Raw genomic sequence first — 13,745 nt, forward strand, 5'->3', positions numbered from 1 at the left:
CGACCCCCGCGCACCGCTGGCGCGGTCAGCCTGCGGCGGCGACGAGCGCCTCGCGGACGTCCTCGGGGAACCAGTCGTATCCCTCGAGGTACGGGTCGGGATCGATGAAGCCCTCGGATGACCAGACGATGTCGAACTGGTTCTCGGCATTGATGCGACCGATGTTGCCGGGCTTGGAGATGTGGTGGTTCTCGCCGTCCAGCGTCACCACACCCTCGGGCGCGTCGACGGTGATCTCGTTCTCGAGGGCCGCGGCGTTGATGGCGTCGACGTCGAATGAGCCGGCCGCCTCGACCAGCGCCTTGTAGAGATAGAGCGAGATGTACGCCGCCTCCATCGGGTCGCTGGTCACCCCGCTGCTGCCGGGGTACGCCTGCCAGCGCTCGATGAATGCCGGGTTGTTCGGGGTGTCCATCGACTGGAAGTAGTTCCACGACGCGTAGTTGCCCGTGACCTCGTGTCCCATGGCCGGTGCCTCTTCCTCGGCGATCGACACCGAGATGATCGGGTTGGTCTCGGGGGTGAGGCCGGCGTCGTAGTAGGCCTTGATGAAGCCGACGTTCGACGAGCCGTTGATCGTGTTGAAGATGAAGTCGGGGTCGGCCTCGACGATCTTCGCCACCTGAGTGGTCCAGTCGTCACGATCGAGCGGAACGTACTCCTCGCCGACGATCTCGATGCCGAGCTCCTCGGCGTACAGCTTGATGATGGCGTTGGCCGTGCGCGGGAAGACGTAGTCGGATCCGGCGAGGAACAGGGTCTCGACGCCCTCGGCGGCGAGGAAGTCCAGTGCCGGGATGATCTGCTGGTTGGTCGTCGCACCCGTGTAGTAGATGTTCGGCGAAGACTCCAGGCCCTCGTACTGAACGGGGTAGAAGAAGAGTCCGTTGTGCTCTTCGACGACGGGCTTCACGGCCTTGCGGGACGACGAGGTCCAGCCGCCGAAGATCGCGCCTACGCAGTCCTGCGTGAGCAGCTTCTCGGTCTTCTCGGCGAAGGTCGGCCAATCGGTTGCGCCGTCCTCCTGGATGTATTCGATCTGCTTGCCGAGGATGCCGCCGTCGGCATTGATCTCGTCGGCGGCCATGTGCAGCACGTTCGAGACGGTCTGCTCCGAGATCGCCATGCCGCCGGTGAGGGAGTTGAGGAAGCCGAGTTTGATGGTCTCGCCGGAGGTGTCGAGACAGCTCTCCGATGCTCCGACGGCCGACTCCTCGGGATCCGCGGAGTCGCTGGCGCGGGCGCCGCAGCCTGCCAGGACGAGGGCTGCGGTGGCGAGCATCGCCGGGACCGCCAACGCGGTCTTGAGCCGCCGTGTGCGAATGGTGCTCATGAAGGGAACTCCGTTTCTCTGTGCTGCAGGTGTGGTGCGTTTCGGGTGGGTGGTGCCCACGAACGGTTGCCGAGGCGCGCCGAAGGACGGCGTGGGCGGCGGCGTCCGGGTACGCCGTTCGTCGGCGGTACCGGCCCGTGGGGCCGGCCGGACTGACGCGGGGTCAGGTGGGGTGGAGCAGGAGATGTCGGTACTGCGGAAGTGCCCGCCGACTGCTGCGGTCTTTTGTCAGCATGGAGCCGTGTCATTACTCTGACATTTCTCGATTGTTCCGATCATGTAAACCGTCTCGGGTGCGTTTCGCCGTCAGGCCTGAAATCACGCGGGTCGATGCGGCCTTGCAGTTATTTCGCCGAGCTTGGTCCCCGCTGAGGGTGCACCTGTGTGGCACACTTCTGACATCGATCCGACGTCGGAGGAGAGCGATGCACTTTACGCCCGCCGAGACCGAGAAGCTGCTTCTCTCGGTCGCCGCGATGGTTGCGCGCGACAGGCTCTCTCGAGGGGTCGCGCTGAACCACCCCGAGACGATCGCGCTCCTGTCGTGCTGGGTCATCGAGGGCGCGCGGGAGGGGCGCGGTGTCGCCGAGCTGATGGAGGCCGGCAGGCAGGTGCTCACCCGCGACCAAGTCATGGCGGGCGTGCCCGAGATGATCGCCGACGTGCAGATCGAGGCGACCTTCCCCGACGGGCGCAAGCTCGTCACCATCCACCATCCGATCGACTGAGGGAGCGCCATGGAATCCGTCTCGAACGAAGGGCCCGGCGCTTTTCGCATCCGCCCCGGGCGGATCGAGCTCAACGCCGACCATTCAAGGGCCGAACGCATCGCTCTCGTGTTCGTGAACACCGGCGACCGGCCCATCCAGATCGGGTCGCATCTGCACCTGCCCGATGCCAACGCCGCATTGCAGTTCGACCGGGTCGCCGCGCACGGCTTCCGGCTCGACATCCCCTCGGGTACGTCCCAGCGCTTCGAACCCGGCGCGTCGCGTGAGCTGGACGCGGTCGCGATGCGCGGAGGGCGGCGTGTGCCCGGCATCCAGATCAAGACAGAAGAAGAGGGGATGCTCGATGGTCTGGCTTGATCGATCGCGGTACGCCGCGATCTACGGACCGACGGTCGGCGACGAAGTGCGCCTCGGCGACACCGACCTGTGGATCCAGATCGAGCAGGACCTCACGGTCGGAGGCGAGGAGGCGATCTTCGGCGGAGGCAAGTCCATCCGGGAGTCGATGGCACAGGCGACGACCACACGCGCCGACGGCGCGCTCGACACGGTGATCACGAACGCGATCATCCTCGACTGGTGGGGGATCGTGCGGGCCGACATCGGCATCCGCGACGGTCGCATCGTCGGCATCGGCCACGCGGGCAACCCCGACATCAGCGACGGCATCGACATGATCATCGGCCCCTCCACCGACGTGATCGCGGGGGAGGGGCGGATCGTGACTGCCGGAGCGATCGACTCGCACGTGCATCTGCTCTCGCCGTCGCAGGTCCATGAGGCGCTCGCGACCGGCATCACCACGATTGTCGGCGGAGGCACGGGCCCATCCGAAGGGTCCAAGGCCACGACCGTCACCCCGGGCGCGTGGCACCTGACGAACATGCATCGCGCGCTCGATCCCCTGCCGGTCAACGTGCTGCTGCTGGGCAAGGGCAACACCGTGTCGGCGGCCGCGCTGAAGGAGCAGGCGCTCGCCGGGGCCGCCGGCTACAAGGTGCACGAGGACTGGGGATCCACCCCGGCGGCGATCGATGCGGCGCTGCGGGCGGCGGAGGACTGGGGTCTGCAGGTCGCCCTGCACTCCGACTCGCTCAACGAGGCAGGCTTCGTCGAGTCGACGATCGCCGCGATGGCCGGGCGGTCCATCCACGCGTTCCACGTGGAAGGCGCGGGCGGCGGCCACGCGCCCGACATCCTCTCGATCGCCGGCCTGCCCCACGTGATCCCCGGCTCGACCAATCCGACCCTGCCGCACACGGTCAACACCGTCGCCGAGCACCTGGACATGCTGATGGTCTGCCACCACCTGAACCCGGCCGTGCCGGAGGACCTCGCGTTCGCCGAGTCCCGCATCCGGGCGACGACGATCGCGGCCGAGGACATCCTGCACGACATCGGGGCCCTCTCGATCACGTCGTCCGATGCGCAGGCGATGGGACGCATCGGCGAAGTCATCACCCGCACGTGGCAGGTTGCGCACGTCATGAAGCACCGACGCGGTCCTCTCGAGGGCGGGTTGCCGGCCGACAACGAGCGCGCGCGTCGGTACGTGGCGAAGTACACCGTGAACCCCGCGATCGCCCACGGCATCGCGTACGACGTCGGCTCCGTCGAGGTCGGCCGACTCGCCGACCTCGTCGTCTGGGATCCCAAGTTCTTCGGCGTACGCCCCTCGGTGGTCGTCAAGGGCGGCGCGATCGCCTGGGCAGCGCTCGGCGATCCGAACGCCTCGATCCCCACGCCGCAGCCGGTCATGATGCGGCCGTCGTTCGGCGACACGATCGGCGCCGATCTGTCGGTCAGCTACGTCTCGCCGGCCGCCCTCGACTCCGGGCTCGCAGGGGCGCTGGGGCTGCGTCGTCGGCTCGCCGCCGTGCAGCCGACGCGGCACATCGGCAAGGCCGACATGAAGAACAACGACGCGCTGCCCTCGATCGTCATCCAGCCCGACACGTTCGAGATCGCGATCGACGGCAACGCCGTGCTGCCCGCCCCCGCCTCCTCCCTTCCGCTCGCTCAGCTGTACTCGATGTTCTGACACGTGCGCCGATGACCCCCTCCGCCCACACCGTCACCATGCTGCTGGCCGATGCGCGCCTGCCCTCAGGCGGGTACGCCTTCTCGTCGGGACTGGAGCCGGCCCTGCAGGGCGGGATGCCCCCGGGTCAGATCGCGGCGTTCCTCCGTGCGCGCGCCCGCACGACGACGATCGTGGATGCTGCGACCGCTGTCGCGGCGCGGGCCGCGGGCATCCGGAGCGATCGCTATGCGCCGATCGAACGCGCGTGGGCCGCCCGCACACCGAGTCGTGCCGCGCGCAATTCCTCACGCGAGCTCGGACGAGGACTGCTGCGCCTGGCGTCGAATCTGTGGCCGGACTCGCCGCCCATCGCCGGCCTCGCGCGTGAGGGATGGTCGCGCCCCGTCGTGCTCGGCGGCGTCGCCGCCCACGCCGGGATCGATGCCGAGGCCCTCGTGCGGATCGCGATCTACGACGACATGGCGTGCGCCGTCGCCGCGCTGCTCAAGCTCGAGCCGGGCGATCCGGTCGACGGCGTGCGGCTCGTCATCGACGCGTGCGCCGCGGTCGAATCGCTCGTGCCCATCCTCGCGCAGATCACTTCGCCCGACGCGATCCCCGCCTCGAGCGCCCCTCAATCCGAAGCGTGGGCCGAAGCCCATGCGACCATCACCAGGAGGCTCTTCCGTGCCTGAATCACTCGCATCCGTCCGCGCCCTCCGTCTCGGCGTCGCCGGGCCCGTCGGCACGGGCAAGTCATCGCTCATCGCCACCGTCTGCCGGGCGCTGGGTGAGGAGCTGCGGCTCGGGGTGATCACGAACGACATCTATACGGATGAGGACGCCAGGTTCCTGCGCTCGGCGGGGGTCCTCGCTCCCGAGCGCATCCGCGCGGTCGAGACGGGAGCGTGTCCGCACACCGCGATCCGCGACGACATCACGACCAATCTGATCGCGGCCGAAGACCTCGAACGAGACTTCGCGCCCCTCGACGTGGTGCTCATCGAGTCGGGCGGAGACAACCTGACCGCGACCTTCTCGCCCGCGCTCGTGGACGCGCAGATCTTCGTCCTGGACGTCGCCGGCGGCGGAGACGTCGCTCGTAAGGGCGGGCCGGGAATCGGCCGTGCCGACCTGCTCGTGGTCAACAAGACCGACCTGGCTCCCTACGTCGGCGTCGACGTCGCGCTGATGGTCTCGGACGCCGAAACCGCCCGCGACGGACGCGCCGTGCTGGCGCTCTCCAAGCACGACCCGTCCTCGATCTCGACCCTGCGCGCATGGGTGCTGGGCATGCTCGCCGCGCACCGGTCGGGCAGTCATGTCCCGCAGGATCCGGGGCCGATGGCGCCGCACTTCCACGCTGACGAGGAGCACCCGGAGGGCGGGTTCGTGCATGCGCATGACGACCCGCACGCGCATTCCCATGACCACGCGCGCACGAACGCAGGGGCGCACGCGCACGAGTGACTCCCACTCGCATCGCCGTCCGCCGGGGCGCCTCGAGGGCCGGGGTCGACCTCGCCGTCGGCGCGCTCGCCCCGCGACTGATCTCGCGCGATGACGCGCGAGCGCACATCGCGCTCGCGGCGGCCGGGATGATCCTCCTCGGCGGCGACCATGTGCACCTCGAGGTCGACGTGGGCGAAGGCTGCGTCCTCGAGCTCGAGGACGTCGGGGGCACGATCGCCTATCGCGCCGACGGCCGGCCCTCCGCGTGGACCATGAATGCTCGCATCGAGACGGGGGGCATGCTGCTCTGGCGCGGACTGCCGTTCGTCGTCACCGATGGAGCGGACGTCGAGCGCCGGTCGAGGGTCCAGCTGGCGCGCGGCGCAACGGCCCTCATCCGCGAGACCCTCGTCCTCGGCAGGCACGGGGAGCCGGGCGGCCGGATCTCATCGTCGTTCGCCGCGGCAGACCCCGACGGTCCCGTGCTCGTCGAACGGCTCGACCTCGATGGTCCCGTCCCCGAGCCCGGCGTGCTCGGCGACCATCGCGTGCTCGATACCGTGATCGCTCTCGGGGTTCGGCCTCCCGTGTCGATCGGAGACCTCGAGCTCGAGCATCCCGGTGCGATCGCCCGGCATCTGGGCGTCGAGACGCACACGTCGCGCCTCGACCGGGTCTGGGAGGAATGGTCCGCGCTCCTGCGCGAGAGAGCGCCGCTGTCGCTCGACTAGCCGCTCGGACACGACTCAGCCCCGCGTCGTGCCTCGCGCCCGCAGCGGATCGAAGCCCCACGGCAGCTCGAGGCGGTGACGACGCAGCAGCTCGACATCGCCGAGCAGGGTGGAGGTCGGGCCGTCGGCGACGATGCGCCCACCGTCGAGGATCACCGAGCGGGCGCACAGCTCGAGGGCATACGGCAGGTCGTGCGTGACGACGACGATCGTCGCCGGAAGGGAGTCGAGGGTCTGCGTGAGCTCCCTTCGCGCTGTCGGATCGAGGTTGGAGGTCGGTTCGTCGAGCACGATGACGTCGACGTCCATCGAGAGGATCGTGGCGATCGCGGCGCGACGCCGTTCTCCCAGAGAGAGGCGCTGAGGGGGGCGGTCCTCGGCTCCGGCGAGGCCCACCTGACCGAGCGAGGCGGCGACGCGCCGTGCGAGTTCCTGGCCGCGCAGCCCGTAGTTCGCTGGTCCGAAGGCGACGTCCTCGCCGATCGTCGGGCTGAAGAGCTGGTCGTCGGGATCCTGGAAGACGAGGCCCACACGACGTCGGATCGCGCGGACGGTCGCGGGTGTGACATCCGTCCCGTCGACGGAAACCGATCCCTCCTGGGGGGCGAGGATCCCGTTGACGTGCAGCATCAGCGTGGTCTTGCCGGCGCCGTTCGGGCCGAGCACCGCGACCCGCTCGCCCGCGGCGACGTCGAGACTCACGCCGTCCAGAACCTGTCTGCCGTCGGGATAGGCGAACCGCAGATCCCGGATGGCGAGGGCGGCCGCGCTCACACGCTGCCCGGCTCGCGGTGGCCGCGCGCGAGCATCGCCAGGTGGATCCGCTCACCGCGGCCGTGCGCGCGGATGAGCACGCCGGCGACGGATGCCGCGAGCACCCGCCACGCGCGCGGACCGCGCAGATCGAACCCGCGCGACTCCCGCGCGACACGCGCCCGCTCGAGCTCGTCGGCGATGACCTCGATGTAGCGCAGCATCAGCGCCATGATCGCGGTCAGCTGTCCGGGCAGCCCGAGTCGCTCGAATGCCTGGACAAGGCGGCCCGGCGGAGTGGTCGCCACGACGATGAGCGTCGCCGTGAGGGCGAGCGTTGCCTTGGCGAGCATCGCCCATGCTCCCCAGATGCCGGCGATCGAGAGCGAGACCGGGCCGATGTCGGCGCGCGGACCGATCGCGACGAACGGCAGCACGACGGCGAAGACGAGTAGAGGCAGTTCGAGCGTCAGCCGCTTCGCGATCCACGAGGGCCGGATTCCGGCGGAGACGATGAAGGCGACGAGCAGCCCCAGGGCGAGCGCATAGACGCCGAACCACTCGCGCGGGGTCGCCACGATCCCGACGGCGAAGACGATCAGGCCGATGAGTTTCGTGCGCGCCGGCACGCGGTCCAGTGCCGTGTTCCCGGCGCGCGAGAGAGTCACCTCGTGCGCCGCCGGCCACGTGCCACGAGGCCGACGCTTGCGGCGAGGCCGAAGATCACGACGCACCCGATGGCCCCCGCGATCGCCGTCGAGAGCCACGTGTGCGACACGCCCTGTGTCGCGTAGTCGGCCAGAGGAGTGCCGGCTGCCGCGCTGTCGGTCGCGGTGTCGAGGAATCCGGTCGCCCCGGCCACGAACTCCAGCCCGTCGGGATTGCTCGAGGCCATGACACTCACCACGCAGGCGATCAGGAGAGCGACCGTGAGCGCGATGATGGTGAAAGCGCGCGTCGACAGGCGGCCGCGGGCGCGGGTGGCGTCGGCCGGTTCGGTCATGCGAAGGCCCTCTTCTCGGTTGCGGCACGCGCGCCGCGGCGCACGAAACGCGCGCCGTAGACGAGGTCGGGTCGCGCGGCGAGGACGGCCGAGACGATGAGCCCGGTGATCACGGCCTCGCCGATGCCGATGAGGCTGTGCCAGCCCAGCATCGCGGCCAGGAGGGCGCCCACAGGCACGGGCGCCTGCCCGCCGATCGCGAACAGCAGGACGAAGATCACGGATGCCGCAGGCACTGACAGCAGCGCCGCGAAGACGGCGGCCGTCACCACAGCCCCGCTGCGGGCGGGCAGAGCGCGGAGGATGGCACGGAAGACGATCCAGCCGACGAGGACGCCCACCAGCGCCAGAAGCGTGATGTTCGTGCCCAGCGCGGTGATCCCGCCGTCGGCGAAGAGGAAGGCCTGCACGATGAGCACGACGCTCAGACACAGCACGGCCGTCGCCGGCCCCACCAGGACGGCGGCGAGTGCACCGCCCATCAGGTGTCCGCTCGTGCCGAGACCCACGGGAAAGTTGACCATCTGCGCAGCGAAGATGACGGTCGCGACGATCCCGACCATCGGCGCCTTGCGGTCGTCGACGAATTCCGCGGGCGCCCGCTTCAGTGCGACGGCGATACCCGTCGCGGCGACGATGCCGGTCCCGATGGATGTGGGCAGATCCAGGAATCCGTCGGGGACGTGCATCAGATCCTCCTTGCGTGCGCCCGCGCGGCGCATCGGTGCGGAGGTACCAATCTACGACCGCCATGTTTCAGGCGATGTCACGCGTTGCCACACAGCGAAAGGCCCCGGAGTGATCTCCGGGGCCTTCACCGTACGCGCCGAGCCCCCCGGCACGGCACATGTCCATCACTCGAGAGAAAGGCGCTCCTTCGCAGCACCGTCCATCTTGACGGAGTCACCGTGTGACATGTCCAACGCTAGGCGAGGCGACGGATTCGTGCCGAGGGTTGCTTTCGGCGCGACGATTTGATACTCAGCGGGATGCTGTCTCCGGCATCCCGCTCGAGGTTCAGGCGCGTCCGGCGCCCGAGCGCGGGCGTCCGCCGCGCGAGCCTCGTCGGCGTCCGCCGCCCGATCCTTCCGTGCGCGGTGCGCCGGTGCGGCCGGACTCGCCGCGCGACGCCGCCGCCGCCGGGCGAGCGGGGCGGCCGGAGCCGCCGGAGCGGCCTGCAGCGCCCGAGCGTCCGCCGCCTGAGCGTTGCGCGGGCTGGGCCTGGACGGGAGCCGGGGTCACGTGCGGCGCGGGGTCGCCGACGAGCGCGGCGATCGCGGGGTGCACGGCCGACACGGGCTCCAGCGGTGCGGTGATCTGCGCCTTGCGCAGCAGGTCGTTCACGTCGCGCCGCTGCGCGTCGAGGGCGACCGTGACCACCGTTCCGGAGGCGCCGGCGCGGGCGGTGCGGCCGGAGCGGTGCAGGTACGCCTTGTGCTCGACGGGCGGGTCGACGTGCACGACCAGCTCGACGTCGTCGACGTGCACACCGCGCGCCGCGACGTCGGTGGCCACGAGCACGCGCACTCCGCCGGCCTCGACGCCCGCGCCGAACGCGGCGAGGTTGCGCTCGCGCGCGGCCTGCGAGAGGTTGCCGTGCAGGTCGACGGCGGGGATGCCCGACGCGGTGAGCTGCTTGGCCAGCTTCTTCGCCTGGTGCTTGGTGCGGGTGAAGAGGATGCGGCGGCCGCGGCCCGAGGCCAGGTGGCGCACGAGGGAGGTCTTGTCGGCGTCTGAGACGACGAACACGCGGTGGGTCATCTCGCCCTGCGGCACGCTTTCCTCGTCGACCTCGTGACGCACCTCGTCGCGGAGGAATCGGCGCACGAGGGCATCGACGCCGCGGTCGAGCGTGGCGCTGAACAGCATCCGCTGCCCGCCCTGAGGCGTGGCGGCGAGGATGCGCGTGACGCCCGGCAGGAAGCCGAGGTCCGCCATGTGGTCGGCCTCGTCGAGCACGGTGATCTCGACGCGGTCCAGTCGTACGACGCCCTGCTTCATGAGGTCTTCGAGCCGGCCGGGGCACGCGACGATGATGTCGACGCCGCCGCGCATGGCTTGCTCCTGGGGGCGCTGGCTGACGCCGCCGAAGATCGTCGTCACCTTCAGGCCGACGGCGTCGGCGAGGGGAGTGAGGGTCGCGGCGATCTGCGTCGCGAGCTCACGGGTGGGTGCGAGCACGAGACCGCGGGCGTGACCGGCGGTGCGGCGGGCGGCGTGCGCCCCGCTCAGGCGGGCGATCAGCGGAAGCGAGAAGGCGATGGTCTTGCCGCTGCCGGTGCGGCCGCGGCCGAGCACGTCGCGGCCCGCGAGCGAGTCGGGCAGCGTGTCGCGCTGGATGGCGAAGGGCTCGGTCTTGCCCTGCGCGGCGAGCACCGAGGCGAGGGGCGCGGGCACGCCGAGGTCGAGGAAAGTAGGCATAGGGATGCTTTCGGGATGAGCGCACGGGATCGGATGATCGGTGAGGCGCGGAGTGGGCGACGGCGCGGGATCGCGCATCGGTTCGCCGTTCGAGAAGAGCCACGAGCCGCGGGGCGGGCCGGGAAGCGTGTCGACGACGCAGGCGATCGGAACCGCCAGGGGCGAGCCTAGCAGTGGTTGCTGCATGAACGCCCCGTGTCGGATGCCTGAGAACCCCCCGTGCATCCGCGTCCAGGCATATGCACCCCCGTAGTGTGGGCCACAGCGATCGGCACCTGCCTTTGGCTTCCGCCCGAACCCGCATCGCGGGACGCCGATCGAGAAGGTGCGACATCTCCTCCACCGCCGTTGTGACAGCATCCGCCGCCTCGACGATGGGTCCGGTCCGCCAGACCTACGCGTCGTCCGACACCTACCCGCACCTGACCCGCGCCTACACCGAGGTGTCTCAGATCGTGCGCGAGACCGGTCTGCTGCAGCGGGCTCGACGCTTCTACGCCCTCGTGGGCGGTGCGCTGCTGCTCGCCTTCGGTGGGCTCGTCACGGGATTCATTCTGCTCGGCGACAGCTGGTTCCAGCTGCTCATCGCCGGGGGTCTCGGCATTCTGCTCACGCAGGCCGCGTTCCTCTCCCATGAGGCGGCGCACAAGCAGATCCTCGCGTCGGGTCCCGCCAACGATCGGCTGGCGAAATTCCTCGGCAACGGAATCGTGGGCATGAGCTTTTCGTGGTGGGGCTCCAAGCACACCCGTCACCACGCCAACCCCAACCGCGTCAGCCGCGACCCCGACATCGAGATCGACACGATCTCCTTCGTCGAGGAGGACGCGGCCAAGGCCTCCGGTCTGCTCGGCTTCATCACCCGGCGCCAGGGCTACCTCTTCTTTCCGCTGCTGCTGCTCGAGGGCCTGAACCTGCACTACCTCAGCATCCGCCACCTCGTCACCACGCCGGGGCTCAAGGGCCGCTGGGTCGAGCTGGGTCTGATCGCGCTGCGCTTCGCGATCCTTCTGACCGCCGTGTTCTGGATGCTGCCGCTCGGTATGGCCTTCGCCTTCCTCGGTGTGCAGCTCGCGGTCTTCGGTGTCTACATGGGCGCGTCTTTCGCGCCGAACCACAAGGGCATGCCGATCATCGCCAAGGACGCGAAGCTGGACTTCTTCAGCAAGCAGGTGCGCACCTCGCGCAACGTCTCGGGCGGTTGGTGGGCCACCTGGCTCATGGGTGGCCTGAACTACCAGGTCGAGCACCACCTGTTCCCCAACATGCCGCGCCCGCACCTGGCCAAGGCCCGAGAGATCGTGCGCGAAGCCTGCGTGAGCTTCGACGTGCCCTACACCGAGACCACTCTGTGGCGCTCGTACGGCATCGTCATCGCCTACCTCAACCGAGTCGGCCTCGCGGCGCGCGATCCGTTCGAGTGCCACATCGTGTCGCGCTTCCGCAAGGCCTGACCCGGCTTCAGGGGCGGCCGGGGCCACCCTGACCGCCGCCGCCCATTCCGCCGCCCATCGTTCCGGTGAGCTCACCGGCGGTCGCGGTGGCGGCCGTGCCGCCCGCGCTCAGGGTGTAGGTCGATCCGGATGCGACGCCCGCCGCCGAGACGATGACCGACGCGGCGGATGCCGGAGCCACGACGCTTGCGAGCGTGGTGCCCGCGGTATCCGTCAGGACGAGCTCGTCTCCCTCGGCGGCCGCCAGTGAGAACTGCGCCGCGCTCTGCCCCGCGTCGGTGGGCACGCTGGGGCTGCCGCCGAGCGCGACCAGCGTCCCTCCCGAGATCTGGATGCCGCCGTCGGCATCGATCGCGCCGTCCCCGCCGGCGGCGGGCCCGGCGGCCACGACGGTTCCACCGGTCATCGTCCAGGTTCCGTTGACGTCGATGCCGTCGCCGCCCCCGGTCGCCGTGAGGGTGCCGCCGCTGATCAGCAGAGTCATCGCGGCGCTGCCGGTGTCGGGTGACGAGACGTTCAGCGCGTCGTCGTCGGCGACCACCGACGTCTCCCCGCCCGAGATCTCGATCTCGCCCGATTCGAGTCCCTCGACAGCGCGCGCGACGGTGTTCACGCCCGCCGAGATCACGAGCTGGAGCTCGGCGTGCACCGCGTCGTCACCGGCCGAGGCCGTGAGCGTCGCACCCGCGAGGTGCGCGTAGGCGTCGGTGTTGATCGCGTCGGCCGCGGCGTCGATGTCGATCGTCCCGCCCTCCAACACTGCGATAGCGCCCGCCTTCAGGCCGTTGGCGGTGCCCTCCGATGTCGCCGCGTCGGCGCCGCCACCGGCGACGACCGTGATCGTGCCGGCGGTCGTGACGACGTCGGTGAACGCGTCCAGGCCGTCGTCGCCCGCGTCGACGGCGATGGTCCCGCCCTCGATGAGGATGTATCCGCGCTCGGCGTCCTCCTCGTTGTCGGATTTCAGACCGTCTCCGCCTGCCGTGACCTCGAGGTCGCCGTCGCGGATCACGAGGTAGTCCTTGCCGCGGACACCGTCATCGACAGCATCCACCTCGATCGTTCCCGACTGGATGACCAGGCCGTCGGCGCTCGCGATGCCGTCATTGCCGTTGCCGTGCACCGAGAGCGCACCGGTGCCGGTGATGGTGAGGTCGGCGGCGCTGTACAGCGCGGCGTTCGCCTCGGCGTCGTCGGCGTAGGACGAGGCGTCGCTGAGCGTGTTGGTGGAGCCCTCGGCGAGGACGATGACGGCCTCGCCGGCCGCGACGACGTTGATGGCCGCGCCGGCGGCGTTGGTGATGTCGACACCGTCGAGGACGAGGGTCACCGTGCCCTCGGCCGCGCTGTCGACCACGAGCGAGCCCGTGAGCGAGCCCGTGAGCAGGTAGGTGCCGGCACCGGTGATCGTCACGGTCGACCCGTCGACGCCGACACCCTCGCCGTCGGCGCTCGCGCCGTCGCCCTCGAGCGCGATCTCGATCGCGTCGGCGGTGTCGTACTCGGCGTCGCCCGCGTCGTCGTGCGTCTCCTGGTTCGCGGCGATCACGTCGGCGGCGCTCTGGTGCGCGTCGCTCGATCCGGTCAGGGCGCTCGCCGCGCTCGAGCTCTCGGCGGCCTGCGTCGAGCTGTCGTCGCTGACGACGACGGCCGGCTCCGCGGCGGTGGCGCATCCGGCGAGCACGATCGCGGCGGCCACCGGCAGCGCGAGTGCGGCGGCGAAGCGGGCGCGGCGCCGTGCCTGAGCGGACGGGGCGGTGCGGGGTGCGGCAAGGGGGCGGGGGGTGAGCATGGTGTGTACCTCTGTTCGGTCGAATCGAGAATCGGGTGAGGGTGGCGGATGC

The 13,745-nt window shown here is 70.2% G+C and carries 14 protein-coding genes; 7 read left to right on the forward strand and 7 right to left on the reverse strand.

From position 1 onward, the window contains the following. Nucleotides 1-25: 25 nt before the first annotated feature. Nucleotides 26-1,333, reverse strand: coding sequence for an urea ABC transporter substrate-binding protein (urtA, locus tag AB2L57_RS03265; protein ID WP_292810836.1), 1,308 nt, complete (start codon nucleotides 1,331-1,333; stop codon nucleotides 26-28). A gap of 425 nt (nucleotides 1,334-1,758) precedes the next feature. Between urtA and AB2L57_RS03270 the strand changes: the two genes are divergently transcribed. The 6 genes from AB2L57_RS03270 to AB2L57_RS03295 are packed head-to-tail and all read left to right on the forward strand — an operon-like array spanning nucleotide 1,759 to nucleotide 6,270. Beyond that, a complete protein-coding gene (locus AB2L57_RS03270) occupies nucleotides 1,759-2,061 on the forward strand; it encodes an urease subunit gamma (protein ID WP_292810838.1) in 303 nt (100 codons plus the stop codon). Nucleotides 2,062-2,070: 9 nt separating this feature from the next. Beyond that, on the forward strand, nucleotides 2,071-2,421 hold the full coding sequence (ureB, locus tag AB2L57_RS03275) for an urease subunit beta (RefSeq protein WP_292810840.1): 351 nt from the start codon (nucleotides 2,071-2,073) through the stop codon (nucleotides 2,419-2,421). Next, nucleotides 2,408-4,105 (forward strand): urease subunit alpha, encoded by a 1,698-nt coding sequence (locus AB2L57_RS03280; protein ID WP_292810842.1) that lies wholly within the window; start codon nucleotides 2,408-2,410, stop codon nucleotides 4,103-4,105. The genes ureB and AB2L57_RS03280 overlap by 14 nt, the downstream gene beginning before the upstream one ends. Nucleotides 4,106-4,116: 11 nt before the next feature. Beyond that, nucleotides 4,117-4,782 (forward strand): urease accessory protein UreF, encoded by a 666-nt coding sequence (locus AB2L57_RS03285; RefSeq protein ID WP_292810844.1) that lies wholly within the window; start codon nucleotides 4,117-4,119, stop codon nucleotides 4,780-4,782. After that, complete coding sequence (gene ureG / locus AB2L57_RS03290) at nucleotides 4,748-5,557, forward strand: urease accessory protein UreG (protein WP_409048055.1); 810 nt, start codon at nucleotides 4,748-4,750, stop codon at nucleotides 5,555-5,557. Before AB2L57_RS03285 ends, ureG begins: the two co-directional genes overlap by 35 nt. Next, the gene (locus AB2L57_RS03295; protein WP_292810848.1) at nucleotides 5,554-6,270 is read left to right on the forward strand and encodes an urease accessory protein UreD; all 717 of its coding nucleotides are present in this window, start codon (nucleotides 5,554-5,556) and stop codon (nucleotides 6,268-6,270) included. The genes ureG and AB2L57_RS03295 overlap by 4 nt, the downstream gene beginning before the upstream one ends. A 15-nt stretch (nucleotides 6,271-6,285) precedes the next feature. On the opposite strand, the gene AB2L57_RS03300 is transcribed toward AB2L57_RS03295, so the two are convergent. The 5 genes from AB2L57_RS03300 to AB2L57_RS03320 form a co-directional block, all read right to left on the reverse strand. Continuing rightward, a complete protein-coding gene (locus AB2L57_RS03300; protein ID WP_292810850.1) occupies nucleotides 6,286-7,044 on the reverse strand; it encodes an energy-coupling factor ABC transporter ATP-binding protein in 759 nt (252 codons plus the stop codon). Further along, complete coding sequence (gene cbiQ / locus AB2L57_RS03305; protein WP_292810853.1) at nucleotides 7,041-7,691, reverse strand: cobalt ECF transporter T component CbiQ; 651 nt, start codon at nucleotides 7,689-7,691, stop codon at nucleotides 7,041-7,043. The genes AB2L57_RS03300 and cbiQ overlap by 4 nt, the downstream gene beginning before the upstream one ends. Then, a complete protein-coding gene (locus AB2L57_RS03310) occupies nucleotides 7,688-8,026 on the reverse strand; it encodes a PDGLE domain-containing protein (protein ID WP_409048056.1) in 339 nt (112 codons plus the stop codon). The genes cbiQ and AB2L57_RS03310 overlap by 4 nt, the downstream gene beginning before the upstream one ends. Next, a complete protein-coding gene (locus tag AB2L57_RS03315) occupies nucleotides 8,023-8,715 on the reverse strand; it encodes an energy-coupling factor ABC transporter permease (protein WP_292810856.1) in 693 nt (230 codons plus the stop codon). The genes AB2L57_RS03310 and AB2L57_RS03315 overlap by 4 nt, the downstream gene beginning before the upstream one ends. A 328-nt stretch (nucleotides 8,716-9,043) precedes the next feature. Further along, nucleotides 9,044-10,447, reverse strand: a complete 1,404-nt coding sequence (locus tag AB2L57_RS03320; RefSeq protein ID WP_292810858.1) for a DEAD/DEAH box helicase — start codon at nucleotides 10,445-10,447, stop codon at nucleotides 9,044-9,046. Nucleotides 10,448-10,821: 374 nt separating this feature from the next. Between AB2L57_RS03320 and AB2L57_RS03325 the strand changes: the two genes are divergently transcribed. After that, nucleotides 10,822-11,901 (forward strand): fatty acid desaturase family protein, encoded by a 1,080-nt coding sequence (locus AB2L57_RS03325; RefSeq protein WP_409048670.1) that lies wholly within the window; start codon nucleotides 10,822-10,824, stop codon nucleotides 11,899-11,901. 7 nt (nucleotides 11,902-11,908) lie between these two features. On the opposite strand, the gene AB2L57_RS03330 is transcribed toward AB2L57_RS03325, so the two are convergent. After that, entirely contained in the window at nucleotides 11,909-13,693 is a 1,785-nt protein-coding gene (locus tag AB2L57_RS03330) for a carbohydrate-binding domain-containing protein (RefSeq protein WP_409048057.1), read from the reverse strand. Nucleotides 13,694-13,745 lie beyond the last annotated feature (52 nt).

The sequence above is a fragment of the Microbacterium sp. HA-8 genome, from assembly GCF_046111165.1.
Taxonomy (GTDB): domain Bacteria; phylum Actinomycetota; class Actinomycetes; order Actinomycetales; family Microbacteriaceae; genus Microbacterium.

Bases quoted from the DNA above. Each gene is read 5' to 3' on its own strand.
- AB2L57_RS03310 (WP_409048056.1), bottom strand. From the start codon at position 8,026: ATGACCGAACCGGCCGACGCCACCCGCGCCCGCGGCCGCCTGTCGACG.
- AB2L57_RS03320 (WP_292810858.1), bottom strand. From the start codon at position 10,447: ATGCCTACTTTCCTCGACCTCGGCGTGCCCGCGCCCCTCGCCTCGGTG.
- AB2L57_RS03270 (WP_292810838.1), top strand. From the start codon at position 1,759: ATGCACTTTACGCCCGCCGAGACCGAGAAGCTGCTTCTCTCGGTCGCC.
- AB2L57_RS03285 (WP_292810844.1), top strand. From the start codon at position 4,117: ATGACCCCCTCCGCCCACACCGTCACCATGCTGCTGGCCGATGCGCGC.
- AB2L57_RS03315 (WP_292810856.1), bottom strand. From the start codon at position 8,715: ATGCACGTCCCCGACGGATTCCTGGATCTGCCCACATCCATCGGGACC.
- urtA (WP_292810836.1), bottom strand. From the start codon at position 1,333: ATGAGCACCATTCGCACACGGCGGCTCAAGACCGCGTTGGCGGTCCCG.
- ureG (WP_409048055.1), top strand. From the start codon at position 4,748: ATGCGACCATCACCAGGAGGCTCTTCCGTGCCTGAATCACTCGCATCC.
- AB2L57_RS03330 (WP_409048057.1), bottom strand. From the start codon at position 13,693: ATGCTCACCCCCCGCCCCCTTGCCGCACCCCGCACCGCCCCGTCCGCT.
- AB2L57_RS03280 (WP_292810842.1), top strand. From the start codon at position 2,408: ATGGTCTGGCTTGATCGATCGCGGTACGCCGCGATCTACGGACCGACG.
- ureB (WP_292810840.1), top strand. From the start codon at position 2,071: ATGGAATCCGTCTCGAACGAAGGGCCCGGCGCTTTTCGCATCCGCCCC.
- AB2L57_RS03325 (WP_409048670.1), top strand. From the start codon at position 10,822: ATGGGTCCGGTCCGCCAGACCTACGCGTCGTCCGACACCTACCCGCAC.